The sequence below is a fragment of the Hyphomonas sp. FCG-A18 genome (assembly GCF_045287255.1).
GTDB lineage: Bacteria > Pseudomonadota > Alphaproteobacteria > Caulobacterales > Hyphomonadaceae > Henriciella.
In genome coordinates this window covers 1,504,412-1,520,771 of the sequence record NZ_CP137142.1, presented here as the reverse complement: position 1 = coordinate 1,520,771, position 16,360 = coordinate 1,504,412, and the positions used below count along the sequence as shown (strand labels likewise).

The following is a 16,360-nucleotide window of genomic DNA, read 5'->3' as shown; positions in this document are numbered from 1 at the left end:
GCGCTGTAAGGTGCGGGCTTTTTTCATGATGCTGTTAGTGCGGAAACCTCATCCAGCCAAAAGCCGAGCCAGAACTCGTATGGCTGTGTAACCAAAGCCAATTGTTAGCGGTAAGAAACCGATACAGAGCATCGCTCTTTCGCCAATGCTCATGTTTCGTCGTTTGGCCTCCACATCCTTTTCCATGGCGAGAAACACAAAGGGGAAGGGATTCCACAGCGCGCCCAAGCAAATCAAGAACACGATGATGTTGGGCAGGATTACCTCAAGGTAAGCGGTGGAAATGTACAAGAAGCCAAGCAGGCCAACCATGATGCAGTAATCAACATGTGAGCGAATAAGCTGATGTGGTGAGGGGAATATCGATCGCAGGAAGTTTAGACGGACATAGTATATCAGCGATACGATCCAGGCTTGGGTAAGAGATATAAGAAGGGCAAAAGCGCCTGTTCCCAGAAGCCAGATATGGCTCTGTGAAGGTAAGAATAGTTCACCTAAAACACTCATGTTAACTCCTGGGCATATGCGGGCAGGGTGACATGGATATTGCCCTGATAAGACCAGTGTAGACGGAGTTTTACAGAACCGTTTGAACAAACGTGCTTAGCTTGTCGGCTTGCTATCCAAAGCTTGGGATAAACTCATGCCGAAGGTTGAACGAAACGAGCGTGAGAAATGAGCTGCGTCGCAAAACCCGTTGTCGAACCCGGCTGTTTGGAAGTGAGCGCCAGCAGCGACATCTTCAAGAGCGCCTCGTATCGCCTTCCATATCTGAAATGATCTCAGCGTCATTCCAGTGCAGGCTTTGAAGAGCTTCAGAGCTTGTGTCCGCTCTAACCCAAGATCCTGAGCGAGCTGCTGTTGGCTGAGCCTGGTATGAGGGTTTGCTCCCAGCTGTTCCAGGCAATGAACAAGCTTCTCAGGCATGGGTACGATTGGCTCTTGGTTGTCAAAACGCTCCAAAAACGCATTTTCCTGTTCACAGGACCACAAATCAATGGCGTCCATAACCCAGTTAAGTTCGCTATCCTCAAAACGTCTGGCAACCTTGCCATTCAACAAGGGCTCATGGCGTACACTTTCCAGATAAAGTGTCCGGCTTGATTGCTTGCCAAAGTGTACGCGGTGAGGCTGATCTGGTGCGATATAGACAGCCTCTCCTCTGATCAGTCCCTGTGGCGTTTCAACTGAAATGGGTTCTTTGTCGCCAATGATGATGCAGGGCACACGATTCTTGTGCAACTTCGCCAGACTTACGCGCGATCGATAGATCACACTGGAAGACGTTGAACTGAGAATTTGCTCTTTAGGAACACTGGCTGGCATGGAGCATCTTTCTCGCTAGAGAACTGTCTTTCACATCCTTATAGGAAAGAACTCTGTTCTAACTCCAGTTTTAAATGTGCTCTGATCGTGCAATCAGGCTCACACCATAATATCTCTATATTGCTTTCCGGAGCTTCAGGCATGCAGGAATACACATTCAAATCAGCTGCGTTTCGCAAGCCGCAGAGCTGGACCATCCGCGAAGGACACTTGCTTAAGCGCGGGGCTGAATCGGCGCTGAAGCTTTCTGACGTTTCGCAGGCGAGTTGGGGTGATATGACCCATCGTGGCACGCGGAATGCCTGGCTGCATTTGACGGGGCCAGATGGTGTTGTGAAGATTGAATGCAGTGATGCGGGTGGCAGTAAAAGCCGCGAGACCTTCTTGCAGCTTTGCCACAAGGTCTGTGAGGCTTTGGCGCGTGAGCACCCGGACGTACAAATTCGTCAGGGCGGCGGCGACGCCCTGAGATGGTCACTTTTCCTGATGGGTTTGGGGGCCGTTCTGGTCGGATTGTTCTTTGTCTGGGCAGGTATCACGGGGAATGTGAAACGCGGTGAGGTCATGGCGATCATGCTGGGTGCCGGTTTTGCAGGTGTCTTTGGTTTAATGGCTTGGAGCTTTGCGCCATGGCGAGATGTGCAAACACTCAGCCCGAAGGACATGACCTTATTGCTCGGCGGAATGACTGCGCCGATGGACCGTCCAGATGACGATGCCTGACAGGCATAAGGTCCAGAAGACGATAAAGGGAGCCTCACCCCCGGCCTTTGCCGCAATATAGGCTGCGGCGGCGCATGTCGCGCTCAATCCCCAATACAGGAAGGCTGTTTCCATATGTGACCAGCCCGACTTACGGAGTTTCTGATAGGCATGATCAAGATGCGGCTTAAGCCATGAACGGCCATGCTTTGCCCGCCAGATCAGGGTCATCAAAACATCGATCAGGAAGGGCAGGGCCAGCGTTGCGACAGTCCAGACTTCAACACCGCTGACAAGACCAAGGCTGGCAAACAAAGCCCCAAGACCAAGTGCGCCAGCATCCCCGGCATAAAGTTTTCCGCGCAGATTGTGGATCAGAAAGCCCGCTATGGCACCCAATAGAGCGAACCATAGCGGAAGAAAGATGTCCGCGTTTGGGTCAACAGCGATCATTGCGGCACAAAGCCCGGAAAACATGATGAGCAAGCTGCCAATCGCAAGCCCATTCGAGCCATCCATGAAGTTCGTGCTATTTGTGAAGACAAGCAGCCAGAGCACGCTGCCAATGATCAAGGGGACAGATGTCTCGATTGAACCAAAAGGGCTATTTAGAGCGTCAGGGACGAGGCCGTAGAATGCGCAGATCGCGCCACCGATCACTAGGAGTAGCAGTTTTACGACAGTTGGTGCCGTGACGATGTCATCCCACAGGCCGATCAGGAAAGCGAGTGCAACTAAAGCTGCTGGCGTGTAGGCACTTTGCGTGATCGACAGCTTCGTCAGAGCCGTAATGAGAAGCGCAGTTGTCAGCAGCGCGAGGAAAATGGCGACACCGCCCAAGCGAGGGATCGGTACGGATTGGTGTTTGCGCTCTTCATCTGGGGCATCAACGCTGCCCCAGCGCCGCGTTACCAGTCCAAGCATCCAGGCTAGCATTAATGCCACGCCAAAGGCGATTACTGACATGCCTGCAAATCCCATTATCCACCCCCAAGAAGTGTGGCTTTGATCCACCATTCCGGATGGTCTTTCAAGAGCGCTTGCATTGCTGTTTCGGCCTCTTCAATACGATCAAATACGGCAAAGCATGTTGCGCCAGATCCGCTCATCCGGACAAGACGTGCTTTCGGGAGCGCGTGTAATCGATCCAGCGTCTGCGCAATCTCTGGCACTAAGCGAATAGCGGCGGCTTCAAGGCTATTGGTGGTGTTCTGGGTCAGCCACTCGATAAAGTCAGCCTCACGGGCACGGCCAGCTGGCGGCAAGGGGTGTTCGGGTACGACTGCCGGAGCTGTGTCGTCATAGGCATGGAAGACCGGTCCGGTTGGGCAGGCGTGACCTGAATTGACCAGAAGGATAGGCAGCGGGGGAAGGCCAAGCAGGGGTTCATAATGCTCCCCCTCGCCGGACATGATACCGGGCAAGTCCGTCAGGCAGGCCAGCACATCCCCGCCAATGCTGGGGGCAACCTGTCTGGCAATAGCCAGCGCTTCATCGCCGCCATGGGCGCGGATGATTAGACGCAAAGCTGCTGCTGCATCTGCTGATCCGCCCCCAATTCCGCTGGCGCAAGGGAGTGTTTTGGTTAGACGAAAAGCGAGTTTTGGCGCAGAGCCATCGAGAGCCTCATCCATTGCACGGGCCGCTTGCAGGATAAGGTTGTCGCGCGCTGGACCCGTTGCGTCTGCAAATGGACCTTCGACGGCTAGACTGAAATGGCTGGCAGGACGTGCGGTCACAGTGTCAGCGGCTTGGGAGTCGCCAAAACTGACAAGCGAAATGAGGTCATGTCGACCGTTTAGCTTTGGCGGCCCGACATGTAGCGAGAGATTCACCTTGGCTGGGGCCCGTTCCATTGTAATAGTCATCGCAGGTCTTGCCCCGTGGCTGACGGCTCAACCGCATTTAAACCCGTGCTTAACTTGCTTTGAGTGGCAGTATGTTCGGACGTTCCGGTCTCTAAGTAAAGCAAAGCGCGCTGCCATTGGTAACCGGCTTCGGTATAGCGCCCGACCTGCCAATAGGCATCACCGAGATGATCAAGGATTTCCGGGTCTTGCGGGGATAGCTCTGTCGCGCGCTCCAGATAGAAAACCGCCCGATCATAATTTCCGAGCTGATAATGCGCCCAGCCGAGGCTGTCGGTAATTGCGCCGCTGCGAGGGTTGAGGCGTAGAGCCTGCTCAATCAGCTCAAGGCCCTCGTCGAGGTTCATGCCACGCGAGATCCAGCCATAGCCGAGATAGTTGAGAATGGTCGCATTGCCGGGGTTTAGCCCACGCGCCGTTTGCAGGTCGTTCTCGGCGCGGGGCCATTCCCCCATGCGTTCACGGGCGGCGCCGCGCGCAAAGAAAAGCCGCCAGTCATAGCGCCCTTCCAGCTTGTCGGCTTCTATGACCTGCGTGAGCACAAAAGCGGCTTCGCCATGTCGATCCAGAGACTGATAGAGATCGGCCAACTGAATCCGGATGTTGCGATCATTGGTACGTTCGAGCGTCGCATTTGCGAGTCTGAGCGCTTCAACATTTTGGCCCTGACGGCGCTTGATCCAGGCAAGCTGCCCCTGCGCATTGGTGTGGTAGATCGAGCTTTCCGGAATGGCTGCTAACAGAGCCTCCGCTTCTTCAAACCTTTGGGCGTTATCAAGGGCACGGGCGGAAAGGGTTCGCGCGGCATGTAAGTCAGGGTCAAGCGCAAGCGCGAGTGTGAAGTAAACAGCAGGGAGGTCTGTTTCAGACTGATCAGCCAAGGCGGCTGTTGCGGTGTAAACAGCAAGGGCAGCACCTGCTCGCGTTGTATAGGTTGGCGGTGCGGGTATCTGATCAGCCTCAAGGCGTGCAGTCAGGTCCGTCAAAGCTGGATTGCGCCCGATCGTGTCGCGAAAAACCTTCAAACGCGCAAGAGCCTTCTCGGTCTCGCCTTCAGTGGCAAGAAGTCTGGCCAGTGCGTCGACGCCTATGGCGAAGCGAATCTGCTCATCCCAGAGTGTTTCCAGTTGTTCCAGGGCTTTTTCTGGATGATTGCTATTGGCCAGCATGACTGCCGCGAGCGTACGGGCGACACTCGATAGTATGGGATCATTGTCACCCGCCCCAGCTTGTAGGGAAATGGCGGCTTCAGGATCTGCTTCAAACGCGACCCAGGCCAAAAGGCTTCGGGCCATAACGCTGTGGAAGGGGCTGTTCCATGGCCCATTCAGGTGCCCAATTGCATTCTTGTTCCGCCCTTTTGAGATAGCCTCAACGGCCAGAGTGATTCTGGCAAGATCGGCCTTAGCCAGCTTGTCGTCAGGCAATCTTCCGGCTTTGCTGGCGGCGGTTTGAAAATCATTGATCAGGAGTGATGCAAAGATGGCGCGCTCGGCAATCGCAACGTCGTCTCGAGCGCGATCAACGAGCTTTGCATAGTTTTCCGCTGCTGTGATCGGATCACCGGTGAGTTCGGCGTAACGCGCGATTGTAAAGCGGGCATAATCCTGTGCCTCAGCGCGGATCTTGCTCTCTAGCTGGGCACGCTTCAGGGCTTCAATTGGGTCACTGCTCGTCGGGCGGCTCGCACAAGCCGACAGCAGTGCAATACAGCAGAGAAGAACAGAGACACGCAGCATATCTGATGTGATTCCAGTATCCGCGCAGATCGGCAAGCTTAGATGTCGTTTCGATCAATCTCGGCATCGTCGCTCAGCGAGACATCTGGGAGAGGCCGTTTTTCTGGTGGTGGACCATCAATGCCATTGCTTAGCTTGTCCTCAATGGCAGGGCGCTCATCAGCAGGGGGGAATTCGGCCAAGGCATTGGCCCACGCTGTTTTTGCATCTTCCTCGCGCCCAAGATGCCAATAGACATCGCCGAGGTGGTCTTCGATTTCCCAGTGCCGCTGTGGCAGCAATTCGCGTTGACTGAGTTCAATATAGCGACGGGCACCCTCAAGATCGCCCATCATGAAACGGACCCAGCCAAAACTGTCCGCGATATAGCTATCGTTCGGAGCCAGAGCCGAGGCGCGCGCCAAGACTTTATAGGCCTCGTCCAGACGGTCTGTATGCAAGACAAGATAATAGCCCAGCGAGTTCAGCATGTAGGGGTCGTTGGGCCGGGCCAATGCCTCGGTCCGCAGGATCAACAAGCCCTCTTCGATCTCACCAGCATCTGCAAGGGCAGTTGCCAGAGACATGCGGCGATCATGGGTATCCTCAATCGCCTGGGCGGCGCGGGCTTCAATCAGAGCGCGATCATGCTTGCCGAACTGAGCATAGACACCACCGGCCATAGCGTGCGCTGCGGCTTTCTCAGCGGGGGTTTGGGCAAAATCGGTAATACTGTTGGCGATAGGAAGAGCACGACCCTCATTCTTCTTTAGAGCATAGATGCGCATGGCGGCGGTGCTGATGCCGAGCTTCTCATCTTCATCCGATAGCTCAATGGCATTTGTCAGGGCTTCATCTGCACCAGGAAAGTCATCCATGCGCAGAAGCGTGGTGGCCTCAGCCAGTTTCAGTTGCGCAGTGGCTTCGGGGGCAGACTGCAGGACATGAAGGGCCCCGGCAAACAGGTTCTGATCAAACAAGTCATCAAAGACCGCTAAGCGCATGTCTTCATGGCTTGGATCTATGACCAGCGCGAGTTGGTCAAACATGCCCTTGAATGTGTCATAGTCGCGTTCGCGCACGCCGGTCATCACATTGGCGATAATGCGCTGATACGTCATGGACAGCGAATAATCGCCAAGGGCCTGAGAGAAAGCTCGTTCCACGGTCAGCTCTTCGGTGTCGAGGCCGCGACCGGTCGCCAAGGAGTCGATGGCCGCTTCAAACCGCACGGCTTCTTCAGGTTCAGCTTCTGCCAGACGACGATAGAGCGTCTGGGCTTCTTCAATCCGGCCAAGGTCGCGCAACAGGATGGCTTGTCTGGCAATCACGGTCTGGACGTGGGAATAAACCAGCCCCTGCGGGTCAAAGTCATGTTCGGGTGCAACAATCCGGGTTGGTACCAGCGCAGAATAGACGCTGAGCGCTTCATCGGTTCGACCAAAAGCCTCCAACATGGCAGCCAGAGACAGGTCACCTGTCATACCCGGGAGGCTCGCACCAACGCGGCGGTGCGTGCGGATTGCCTCGTTTTCCTTACCGCTTAGAGCCAGCGTCCAGGCCTCAATAAAGCCAGCCATGGCTTCGGTATCAGGCTCGGCTTTCGCAGGCTCTAATGCTTCTATCGCGCGGTCATAATTACCAGCAGCAGCCGCATCTATGGCAATAACTAGGGCTGGGAATGCATTCGGGGTATTCTGATCAAATTCCCCAGCTTTAATAGCGGCGATGAAGGCAGCAATATCCCCAGCTTTCAGGGCATCTGAAGGGTTTTCATAGGCGAACAAACCAACAGGTTTGCCCTCAGTATCTTTAACTGCGAGCAAGAGAGCATTCTCTGAGACCGGATAATCCCCGCTAAAGGCTCCTAAGGCTTCGGTTATCTGTTTTTCTCTTTCGGTGATCGGGCCATCAAAAGAACCGACAGGCGGGGTCGTACAGGCCGCAAGCGTAAGAACTGAGAGGGAGATAAAAGAAGCGCGAAACGCGAGCATGAGGTCTTATCCTTATAGTCGAGCAGCAGTGTGCAATCCCGACAAGGCCGTGTCCAGAGAGCCACGCTTTTGTGAGCAATAGTTTAGGCTTAGTGGGCGCGGCTAACGCAAAAATCAGCCAAGTCTGACAAGGCCTTGGTCCATTCGCTTTGCGGCAGAGATTTCAGCGCCGTTTTGGCAAGCTCGGCATAAGCATCAGCTTCTGCAAGCGTCGCCTCAGCCGCCCCGGTTGAGCGGATCAAATGGATTGCATGGGAAAGATCGTTGTCGGTCTGTTGCTCAATATCGAGGGCACGATCCCAGAAAGCCTGGTCTTCGCTACTTCCGCGTCGGCGGGCAATAATTACTGGAAGGGTCGTTTTACCTTCCCGGAAGTCATCCCCGACAGCTTTGCCAATTACTGAGGTTGTTCCGCCATAGTCGAGGGCATCGTCGATAATTTGGAAAGCGAGACCAAGATTCTTGCCATAGGCGGCCAGAGCATCTGCATGCTTTGCCCCTTCAGGGCCGCCACTGAGCGCGCCAGCACGGGCGGCGGCCTCAAATAGGGCCGCTGTTTTGGCTTCGATAATCGCAAGGTATTCTTCGGTTGGTAGATCTTTACGCCCAGCAGCCGCGAGTTGGCGGACTTCGCCCTCGGCAATGACGCTGGAGGCTTCAGACAAGATACCGAGGACTTCCAGACTGTCAGTCTCAACCATCAACGTGAAGGCACGCGCAAACAGAAAATCGCCAACCAGAATAGACGCGCTATTGCCCCAGACATTCTTGGCGGCTTGCTTGCCACGGCGTAGGTCGCTCTCATCCACGACATCATCGTGGAGAAGGGTTGCCGTATGAATAAACTCAACCGCGGTCGCCAGAGCATGGCTACCTGGATTAGCTTTGCCGACAGCATTGGCGGCTGCCAGCGTCAGGATCGGGCGTAGGCGCTTGCCACCCGCCGAGACGATATAGCCTGACAGGTCTGGGATGACCGCAACTGGACTGGTCGCTCGCGCTTTCAGCAGGGCTTCGGTTGCGGCAAGGTCATCGGCCAGCATAGATTGCAGGCGTTCGACTACATTTGCCGCATCGGCGTTCGCAAGAGAGGGGGCATTGGCTTTCACGGGCGCTGTCCTATTCCACTTTCGCATCGCTTTCCATAGAGATAACGCAAATTTGTGTCACAAAACCTGCGGTATGCGACCGCAGCGTGACATTTTGGAGATTTCAGCTTGGAAGAAGTATTCCGTACCAACGATCCAGTGACCTTATCCTATGTCAAACACTTGCTATGGGAAGCCGGGATTGAGCCTTTTGTCCTCGATGAGCACACGGCATTCATTGATGGGCGAGGGCCGCTGGTTCCCATTCGCGTTGTCGTCCATGAGGATTTGGCCGACAAGGCGCGGGCGGCTCTGAGAGAGGTGGAGCAGGACGGGTGAGCGAAGACACGCTGACAACTGTGGATGACTTTCTGTCCGGGCGCGTACAAGTGGTACAACCTGCAAAAGGCTTTCGGGCTGGAACTGACAGTGTTTTACTCGCGGCGGCTCTGAATGCTGGCGCGCGCGGAGAAGCGCTTGAGATTGGGTGCGGCGCAGGCGGAGCCCTTCTGCCAGCTGCTTGGCGTGTCCAGGGGATGCAATTTACCGGTTTGGAGCGTGACTTGCCAAGTGCGGCCTTGGCCGTGGAAGGCGTGGCGATCAATAATCTCGAAGACCGGGTTATGATCGTCGAAGGGGATGCTGGGAATTTACCAGCAGAGTGGGAAAATCGGTTTGATCTGGTCTTCTCCAATCCACCCTTTTTTGAGGCAGGCAAGATCATGGAGCCGGGTCAGGGTAAGCAGGATGCCTATATCGAAACGCTGTCCTTAAAGGACTGGCTATCCGGCATGCTATTCGCTGTTCGCCCCAAAGGCACGATTGTCATGATCCATCGCGCCGCCGAGCTGGCGCGGATACTGAGCGTTCTGGAGCGGCGTTCCGGAGATATCACGGTGCTGCCTGTTCGCAGCGCCCCCGGAGAAGAGGCAAAACGGGTTTTGGTGCGTGCCCGCAAAGGGTTACGACCGGGGCCGTTGAAACTGCTCGCAGGGGTAGACCTTTATCAAGCGCGAGGGGGTGAGCGGACGCAAACACTTGAAGCCATTGCCGCTGATGGTGCGGGGTTGGTTTGGTGAACCTCCGCGCGTTCAAACCGATTTATGGACAAGTCTTGTCCTCATAATCCCTTTTAAAGATATAGGTCTGATCGCTGATCGGATGGGTGACATCCTTATAGTAGGCATTGCTGGGGTCATCCCAGCTTTGTGCAAAACGTTCCATCCGTGTGATTCGATCTCCAATGTAGGTTTGCAAGTGCATGGCATCGAGCATGCCCCAATAATCCTTGGGGTCGACGCGGCAAGGCTCAGCCCTGGCATCCTCTAACATCCGGTCGCTAATCGTTTGAATATAGTCGAGATCAACATCCTGACCGACCAGATGCTTTTCCATATGCTCGCTTCCGCTGGCGTGCATGGTAAAGCCAAAATCATAGCCCATCTGTGCCGTCATGAGCGCCATTGCGCTTGGTTCGCGATCCTCTTTCAACCAGCCCCACCAGGTCCGATAGTCCATCATTGCAATGCCATGAACGGCGATGTGAGCGCTGTGATGGATATGGATGCTATCGAGGCCGGACAGCAAGACCATCGCACAAGCCGACATGCATGGCCCGGCGATAATGGCGGGTTCACCACGTTCATCCAGAATTGTGCTCATGAGCCGCGCCGTCGCAACATTCCCGCCCGGACTTGTAATGATAATCCGTTGTGCCGGGGGGAGATCTCGTAGTTTCAGGAATTGCTCTGGGAAGATCGCGGAATTGTAGCAAATGCTCTGACTATCCTCAAAATAACTGACGCCCTCTGTTTCCAGACATTGTGCGACAAGGGCACTGGTTTCGCCATCGGGGGCATCAAATACAATATCATCTGCGAGTGCCGTGAACGTTGAGAAAGAGAAAACGGTCAGGATGGCGGTCAGAAATTTGAACATGGGCGAAAATATCTCCTGCGAATATGTCAGAAATGGAGCGGACGCGGGGAGAGGGCAAGGTTGCGCTTGTCAGATTGCAGTCACCGAGACAGGGTGGGACAAAGGCTATTGTGGAGGAAGCACCCATGAAGGGTTCACTAAGACGCGCAGTGATTGCGATGACGGCACTGGTTGGCGCAGCAGGTTGGGCTGCGGCGCAGGACGTTACTGTTATTGAAGCAGGCAAATTGCTTGCAGTTCCCGGGCAGGGCTATCTGAGTGATCAGACGGTGACCATTGAAGACGGCAAGATCGTATCGGTTGAGGCAGGCTTTAAACGACATCCTGCGGGCGCTCGTGTGGTCAACATGCGCGATGGCTATGTTCTGCCTGGTCTGATTGATAGTCATGTCCATCTGACCAATGAGTTCTCGCCAACCTCGCGTGTGAATATACTCAGCGAATCAGAGGCTGATGCTGCTTTGAATGGAGCTTTGCATGCCCGGCGAACACTGCTGGCCGGGTTTACAACGGTGCAGGATGTCGGCGGCGCGAATGAGGCCATCTTCTCCCTGCGCGATGCAATTCGTGCCGGCAAAGTAGCCGGACCACGCATCCGCGCATCAGGACGGGCGATTACCCCAACGGGCGGCCATGGTGATGCGAATGGCTTTTCACCTGCCTTAACCAAGATATTCACCGGGCCAAATGCCTGCGATGGCGCAGATGATTGCCGACGCGCTGTTCGTGACGCAGTGCGCTCAGGAGCCGATGTCATCAAGATTACTGCGACAGGCGGCGTCCTCTCCAACACAAAGGCTGGTTTAGAGCAGCAATTTTATGATGATGAGATCGCGGCCATCGTTGAAACAGCGGCCATGATGGGCCGGAAAGTTACGGCGCATGCTCATGGTAAGGGCGGGATTGAGGCAGCACTTCGTAATGGCGTCCACTCGATTGAACACGGGACCTATCTCGATGATGAAACAATTGCTCTGTTCAAAGCCAAGAATGCCACACTGGTGCCGACTGTTCTGGCGGGTGTGACCGTAACAGGCTGGACTGAAGAGCCATGGCTGCCTGAGCCAAGCCGAGAGAAAGCGGCAGTGGTTGGCCCGCTTATGCTCGACATGCTTGCCCGTGCGAAGGCCGGGGGCGTTAATATCGCGTTCGGAACTGATACGGGTGTGTCCAAGCATGGCCAGAATGCCGATGAATTCATGCTGATGATTGACGCCGGGTTCTCTGAAGAAGAAGCTATTCGAGCCGCAACCGTGATTGCTGCGGAACATGTCGAGATGACAGATCAGATTGGTACAATTGAGGCGGGAAAGTATGGCGATCTCATTGCTATGTCCTCCGACCCGCTGGCGGATATCAATGCGCTGAAAAGCATCACACTCGTTGTCAAAGACGGGCAAATTTTTCGTCCGGGAACACATTAATTCTATGCTTCGAGGGGTTTTAAACCCTTCCGAACGCCGTCATAGTTCAGCCCTATGGATAGTATCCTGAGTAGAGTGCACCAGAGAGGGCGAAGTATGCGATCGCGATTTGCGTGGGGTTTAGTATTACCCTTTGTCCTTGCGATAGCTTCCTGCGGACAAGCAAGCCCTCCTGAAGCTAGATCAGCAGCCGGCCAGCCACATTGTGTCGATATTCCTGATGCTGATCTCTTTGCGATGGTCGATGGAAAGTTTCGCCCTGCGTCAGTGACCAATGCGGTCAGAACCGCTTATGAAATTCCTGCCATTGTCGATAAGCTCGGCTTTGACTGGATGAAGGTGGACCTGAACTGGAACACAGTCACTATTCGTGGAGAGGCCCCGGACGCAGAATCAAAGCGAACTGGGTTTGCTGCCGCGAAAGCTGTTATCCTGACCCATCCCAATGCCAGGGCAGGGGCAATTGCTCAGATCGATGATCGGATCACTGTTTCCCACGATCAGAATACTCAAGATGTTAGCCTACTATCTCAAGCGATTGAGAGTCTTGGATATGATTGGCTGACGGTCGAAGCCAGACCAAAAATTGCAACGCTATCCGGTGTGGCCCCGACACGGGCAATCAAGGAGGACGCGTATCTCGCCGCTCAACAAGTGATCGCAAGCGATCGCGCGCTTTTGGATGAAGTGTACGTGCTCGTTGATGCTATCTCCGTCAGCGGAGGCGAGCCGTCATTTGGTAACATCGTCAGCGAATTACCGCTTCAGCCAACGTCAGGACAATGCCAGTCTGCTTTCGAGCAGGTCATCGTTGACCGCAAAGTTGAGTTTGCCTTGAACCAGGCTTCACTTAGGCCCGCTAGTGAACGTTTGCTTGATGCGGCCACAGCCATCGCTCTGTTATGCAAGGATTATGAGCTTGAGATTGGGGTCCATACAGATGCCCGTGGATCAGACGGTTACAATTTGATCCTGTCGCAGGAGCGAGCAGATTCGATCAAGACATACCTGATCAATCATGGTGTTTCTCCTTCAAATCTGACGGCGACGGGTTATGGCGAAACGCAACCTTTGGACCCAGCTATGACTAATCAGGCCTATCAGAAAAACCGACGCACAGAGTTCAACATCGTTGAGCGCTAAGCATCTGGAGCCTTAACCCATTCTGTTTTTCTTTGCCTTGCGGCTGCCCAGTTTGATGTTTTCAATGTAAGGCAGTTCCGAACTGGCTTGGGAGAGGAAGGGCCTGTCATGTTTCGTCTGTTATCAGTCTTGTTGATTATCGCGGGTTTAGCTGCGGTTGCTTATGGCGGCGTCCGGTTTCTGGGTGAGGGCCCGGAGCTTGCACCAACACCAGCCGCTAGCAGCGAGATAAATGAGGTTGCGGTTGCTGCAGAAAGTCAGGCTACCCCTACTGAAATGGATGCATCAAAGCCCCGACTTGATGAAGCACCTTTGGCCAAGATGACTGTTCCGGAGATTGCCGGCTTTGAGGACACAGAGGTCGATATGGCCTCGACCTCTGTGCCGAATGTTCTCGATACACTTCAGAAAGTGCCTTTGGCGCATGAAACACCGGAGCGAGCAAAGTTTGGACGCCCGTTTGATGTGACCCTCGCAGTTGATGGTACCGGTGGTGACAATGCGCGCGAAGCGCTTCCGGGGCGTGGAAACATTGTTGAAGGGGAAGGCTTTGTCGGGGTGAAGGCCCAAGCCACTCTATCCGGGGCGGCCTTCGATATTGAAGCAACGACACCAGAGGCACAAACCGTTTCCCCGCTTACTCAGAACGTCTGGCGCTGGCGAGTTACGCCACGTGAAACAGGCTCTCAGCAACTCACACTTGAGCTGTTTGCCTTGGATGGGAATGAAGCGTTGCCTGTTCGGACCTTCCGCGATGAAATCGTTGTTGAGGTTTCGCGGTTTGGACAGGCGGTTGCAACCGCACAGTCAATCAGTCCGATCATTATGGTGATTGGTGGAATTGGTTCGCTACTCGCTGGTCTGTTTGGCGCAGCACGCTTTTTCCGGGGTCACTGAATACGTTTCACCCGGAAGGCGACACCACCATCCAGCTTCATCATGAAGCTACCAAACGCGGCTTGCTTGACGACCGCTTGGTCAACGCCTTCGCGCTTGGAGTAGTTTACGCGCCGATTGTCGGTCTGTCGCCATATCTGACCGTTCTCAAGGGTTATGGTCAGGCCGCTGACTTTCGAACTGCGAATAGATTTCACGCCTGAGGTGATTTCGGTGACGGCGGCTCCATCATCATCGCCGCCGCCAAGCCGAGGCATAGCCAAACGCGGTAAAGACGGGAGTGAAAACCCGAAGGCCTCGCGTTGCACCGTTTCGACTTCACTTCGGCTGATGGTTGTGACTTCGCCTGATTCCTCAGCCGCTTTTAGACGACCAACTGCATTATCGTAGCAGGCAAGCCTTTCGGTATCATCGCTTAATGCAGCACAATCGTAGACCGCTTGTGTGGAGATAGGCTGATCATCCTGTGCGATAGCCGCAGATGTGCCAAGAATAAGGGCAAGAGAAGGTAAAATAAAACGCATGGGTTTTGACTCCGGTCATGTATGGCACAGATGAGCTAGGCAAAGCCACATTAATCTGAGTAAATGTGGCAGACTATCTGGCCCAAAGAAAGACCGGAGACACATTCATGAGCCTTAAAACCCTGTTCGCGGGCACTGCCCTTGCTTTAACTCTCGCTGTTGCTTCTTGCGGTGGTGGACAATCCGGGGAGGAGGATGTCCCGACACTGCGACGTGGTATTTCAGCGCAAGTCGACACGCTTGACCCGCATCGGTCTTCGGCTGCTTGGGAAAACATCATTATTGGCGACATGTTCCTGGGGTTGATGCAGCATACGGCCGATGGACAGGTGATTCCCGCCGTCGCGGACAGCTGGGAGATTAGCGAAGATGGCCTGACCTGGACATTCAAGTTGAAAGAAACAGAATGGTCTGACGGTGTGCCCCTGACGGCTCATGACTTTGTGTTTGCGCTGCGCCGTATCCAAGACCCGGCGGTTGCCTCGCAGTACTCATCCTTGTTGTACGTCATCAAGAACGCTGAGGCTGTGAACAATCAAACGCTGCCCCCTGAAGAACTCGGTGTGCGTGCGATTGATGATTATACGCTTGAAATCACGCTGATGAAACCCGCACCATACCTGCTTGGTCTGCTTACGCACTATACGACATTCCCCGTGCCCCAACATATCGTCGAGCAGTACGGCGAGGCATGGGTCCAACCCGAGAATATTGAGGTCAACGGACCCTACAAACTGGTTTACTGGGTCACGGGCGATCAGATTGTCGCCGACAAGAATCCAAACTTCTTTGAGGCGGACACGCTGTGCTTCGAGCGCGTGGCTTACTTCGAGCTGTCTGACTTGTCTGCGGTTGAGCGCCGGATTGAGGCGGGCGAGCTCGATATCAACAATGCTTTTGATGGCGGTCGTAAGGCTGAGCTTGATCAAAGACTGCCAGGATGGGCGCGCACGACACCAGCACTTCTGACAACGTATTGGAGCTTCAACTCCTCTCAGGAGCCGTTTGACGATGTGCGTGTGCGTCAGGCTTTGGCTATGGCGCTGGATCGAGAGTTCCTCGTCGAGCAGGTTCTGACCCCTGGCTTTGTTCCAGCGTATAGTTTCGTTCCCCCGGGCATCAACAATTATGAAACTGAACGTCCAGAAGTGAGCTGGAAGACTATGGATCGCCGCGAACGTTTGGTGGAGGCGCGACGCCTGCTGGAAGATGCCGGTTTCGGTCCAGATAACCCTTTGAATTTTGAGTATATTTATCGCTCCACCGACGACAATCCGAAGGCTGCCCCTGTGGCGCAAGCCAACTGGAATGAGATTGCTCCATGGGTGAATGCGGAAATCTTGTTGCAGGATACAAAGGTGCTCTACAGCCGCTTGCGCCAATCGAATTTTGAGGTTTCTGACGGGGCGTGGCTTGCCGACTACAATGACCCACTGAACTTCCTGTATCTGCTGGATTCTGCGACGGGGCAGCAGAATTACGGCAACTATGCCAACGCTGAGTATGACGCCCTGCTGGCGCAGGCGGGTCAGGAGCGTGATCTGGAGAAACGCGCGGCACTGTTCGCTCAAGCTGAAGCCATTATGCTGGAAGAGACACCGGTGACACCGATGTGGTTCCAGGTCACCAAGAATTTGGTTGATCCACGGCTGACTGGTTGGGCTGAGAATGCGGAAGATAACCACCGCTCACGTTGGCTTTGTCGTCCGGATATTGCTGCTGCAAAAGCGGAATAAAC

Annotated in this window: 16 protein-coding genes; 7 read left to right on the top strand and 9 right to left on the bottom strand. The window is 54.6% G+C overall.

The window, feature by feature from the left end; all coding sequences use genetic code 11:
* Nucleotides 1-48: 48 nt before the first annotated feature.
* Both RYZ27_RS07450 and RYZ27_RS07445 read right to left on the bottom strand, forming a co-directional pair.
* Entirely contained in the window at nt 49-507 is a 459-nt protein-coding gene (locus RYZ27_RS07450; RefSeq protein WP_406678862.1) for a hypothetical protein, read from the bottom strand.
* Nucleotides 508-603: 96 nt separating this feature from the next.
* Nucleotides 604-1,326, bottom strand: coding sequence for a helix-turn-helix domain-containing protein (locus RYZ27_RS07445; RefSeq protein ID WP_406678861.1), 723 nt, complete (start codon nt 1,324-1,326; stop codon nt 604-606).
* Nucleotides 1,327-1,467: 141 nt separating this feature from the next.
* Here RYZ27_RS07445 and RYZ27_RS07440 point away from each other — a divergent pair, with 141 nt between their 5' ends.
* Nucleotides 1,468-2,049, top strand: a complete 582-nt coding sequence (locus RYZ27_RS07440; RefSeq protein WP_406678860.1) for a hypothetical protein — start codon at nt 1,468-1,470, stop codon at nt 2,047-2,049.
* Here RYZ27_RS07440 and RYZ27_RS07435 read toward each other — a convergent pair.
* The 5 genes from RYZ27_RS07435 to RYZ27_RS07415 all read right to left on the bottom strand — a co-directional run bounded on the left by RYZ27_RS07435 (nt 1,996) and on the right by RYZ27_RS07415 (nt 8,651).
* Nucleotides 1,996-2,994, bottom strand: a complete 999-nt coding sequence (locus tag RYZ27_RS07435; RefSeq protein ID WP_406678859.1) for a glycosyltransferase family 4 protein — start codon at nt 2,992-2,994, stop codon at nt 1,996-1,998. The two genes, RYZ27_RS07440 and RYZ27_RS07435, sit on opposite strands and share 54 nt — an antisense overlap.
* 14 nt (nt 2,995-3,008) lie before the next feature.
* The gene (locus RYZ27_RS07430) at nt 3,009-3,896 is read right to left on the bottom strand and encodes a 4-(cytidine 5'-diphospho)-2-C-methyl-D-erythritol kinase (protein WP_406678858.1); all 888 of its coding nucleotides are present in this window, start codon (nt 3,894-3,896) and stop codon (nt 3,009-3,011) included.
* The gene (locus RYZ27_RS07425; protein WP_406678857.1) at nt 3,893-5,635 is read right to left on the bottom strand and encodes a tetratricopeptide repeat protein; all 1,743 of its coding nucleotides are present in this window, start codon (nt 5,633-5,635) and stop codon (nt 3,893-3,895) included. Before RYZ27_RS07425 ends, RYZ27_RS07430 begins: the two co-directional genes overlap by 4 nt.
* Nucleotides 5,636-5,673: 38 nt before the next feature.
* On the bottom strand, nt 5,674-7,608 hold the full coding sequence (locus RYZ27_RS07420) for a hypothetical protein (RefSeq protein ID WP_406678856.1): 1,935 nt from the start codon (nt 7,606-7,608) through the stop codon (nt 5,674-5,676).
* An 89-nt stretch (nt 7,609-7,697) separates the two neighbouring features.
* Nucleotides 7,698-8,651 (bottom strand): polyprenyl synthetase family protein, encoded by a 954-nt coding sequence (locus RYZ27_RS07415; protein WP_406681774.1) that lies wholly within the window; start codon nt 8,649-8,651, stop codon nt 7,698-7,700.
* A gap of 174 nt (nt 8,652-8,825) precedes the next feature.
* On the opposite strand from RYZ27_RS07415, the gene RYZ27_RS07410 reads away from it, so the two are divergent.
* On the top strand, nt 8,826-9,035 hold the full coding sequence (locus RYZ27_RS07410; protein ID WP_406678854.1) for a DUF2007 domain-containing protein: 210 nt from the start codon (nt 8,826-8,828) through the stop codon (nt 9,033-9,035).
* Nucleotides 9,032-9,775 carry a tRNA1(Val) (adenine(37)-N6)-methyltransferase gene (locus tag RYZ27_RS07405; RefSeq protein WP_406678853.1) on the top strand — a complete coding sequence of 248 codons (744 nt, stop codon included), beginning with the start codon at nt 9,032-9,034 and terminating at the stop codon, nt 9,773-9,775. The genes RYZ27_RS07410 and RYZ27_RS07405 overlap by 4 nt, the downstream gene beginning before the upstream one ends.
* Nucleotides 9,776-9,797: 22 nt before the next feature.
* Here the strand turns inward: RYZ27_RS07405 and RYZ27_RS07400 are convergent, their stop codons facing one another.
* Nucleotides 9,798-10,634 (bottom strand): hypothetical protein, encoded by an 837-nt coding sequence (locus tag RYZ27_RS07400; RefSeq protein ID WP_406678852.1) that lies wholly within the window; start codon nt 10,632-10,634, stop codon nt 9,798-9,800.
* A 125-nt stretch (nt 10,635-10,759) separates the two neighbouring features.
* Here RYZ27_RS07400 and RYZ27_RS07395 point away from each other — a divergent pair, with 125 nt between their 5' ends.
* The 3 genes from RYZ27_RS07395 to RYZ27_RS07385 all read left to right on the top strand — a co-directional run bounded on the left by RYZ27_RS07395 (nt 10,760) and on the right by RYZ27_RS07385 (nt 14,098).
* On the top strand, nt 10,760-12,058 hold the full coding sequence (locus tag RYZ27_RS07395) for an amidohydrolase family protein (RefSeq protein ID WP_406678851.1): 1,299 nt from the start codon (nt 10,760-10,762) through the stop codon (nt 12,056-12,058).
* 237 nt (nt 12,059-12,295) lie between these two features.
* On the top strand, nt 12,296-13,201 hold the full coding sequence (locus tag RYZ27_RS07390) for an OmpA family protein (RefSeq protein WP_406678850.1): 906 nt from the start codon (nt 12,296-12,298) through the stop codon (nt 13,199-13,201).
* Between the two features lie 108 nt (nt 13,202-13,309).
* Nucleotides 13,310-14,098, top strand: coding sequence for a hypothetical protein (locus tag RYZ27_RS07385; protein WP_406678849.1), 789 nt, complete (start codon nt 13,310-13,312; stop codon nt 14,096-14,098).
* Here the strand turns inward: RYZ27_RS07385 and RYZ27_RS07380 are convergent.
* Nucleotides 14,092-14,622: a hypothetical protein gene (locus tag RYZ27_RS07380; protein WP_406678848.1), complete on the bottom strand. Its 531-nt coding sequence runs from the start codon at nt 14,620-14,622 to the stop codon at nt 14,092-14,094. The two genes, RYZ27_RS07385 and RYZ27_RS07380, sit on opposite strands and share 7 nt — an antisense overlap.
* Nucleotides 14,623-14,729: 107 nt before the next feature.
* Here RYZ27_RS07380 and RYZ27_RS07375 point away from each other — a divergent pair, with 107 nt between their 5' ends.
* Nucleotides 14,730-16,358, top strand: coding sequence for a peptide ABC transporter substrate-binding protein (locus tag RYZ27_RS07375; protein ID WP_406678847.1), 1,629 nt, complete (start codon nt 14,730-14,732; stop codon nt 16,356-16,358).
* The last annotated feature ends 2 nt before the right edge of the window (nt 16,359-16,360 follow it).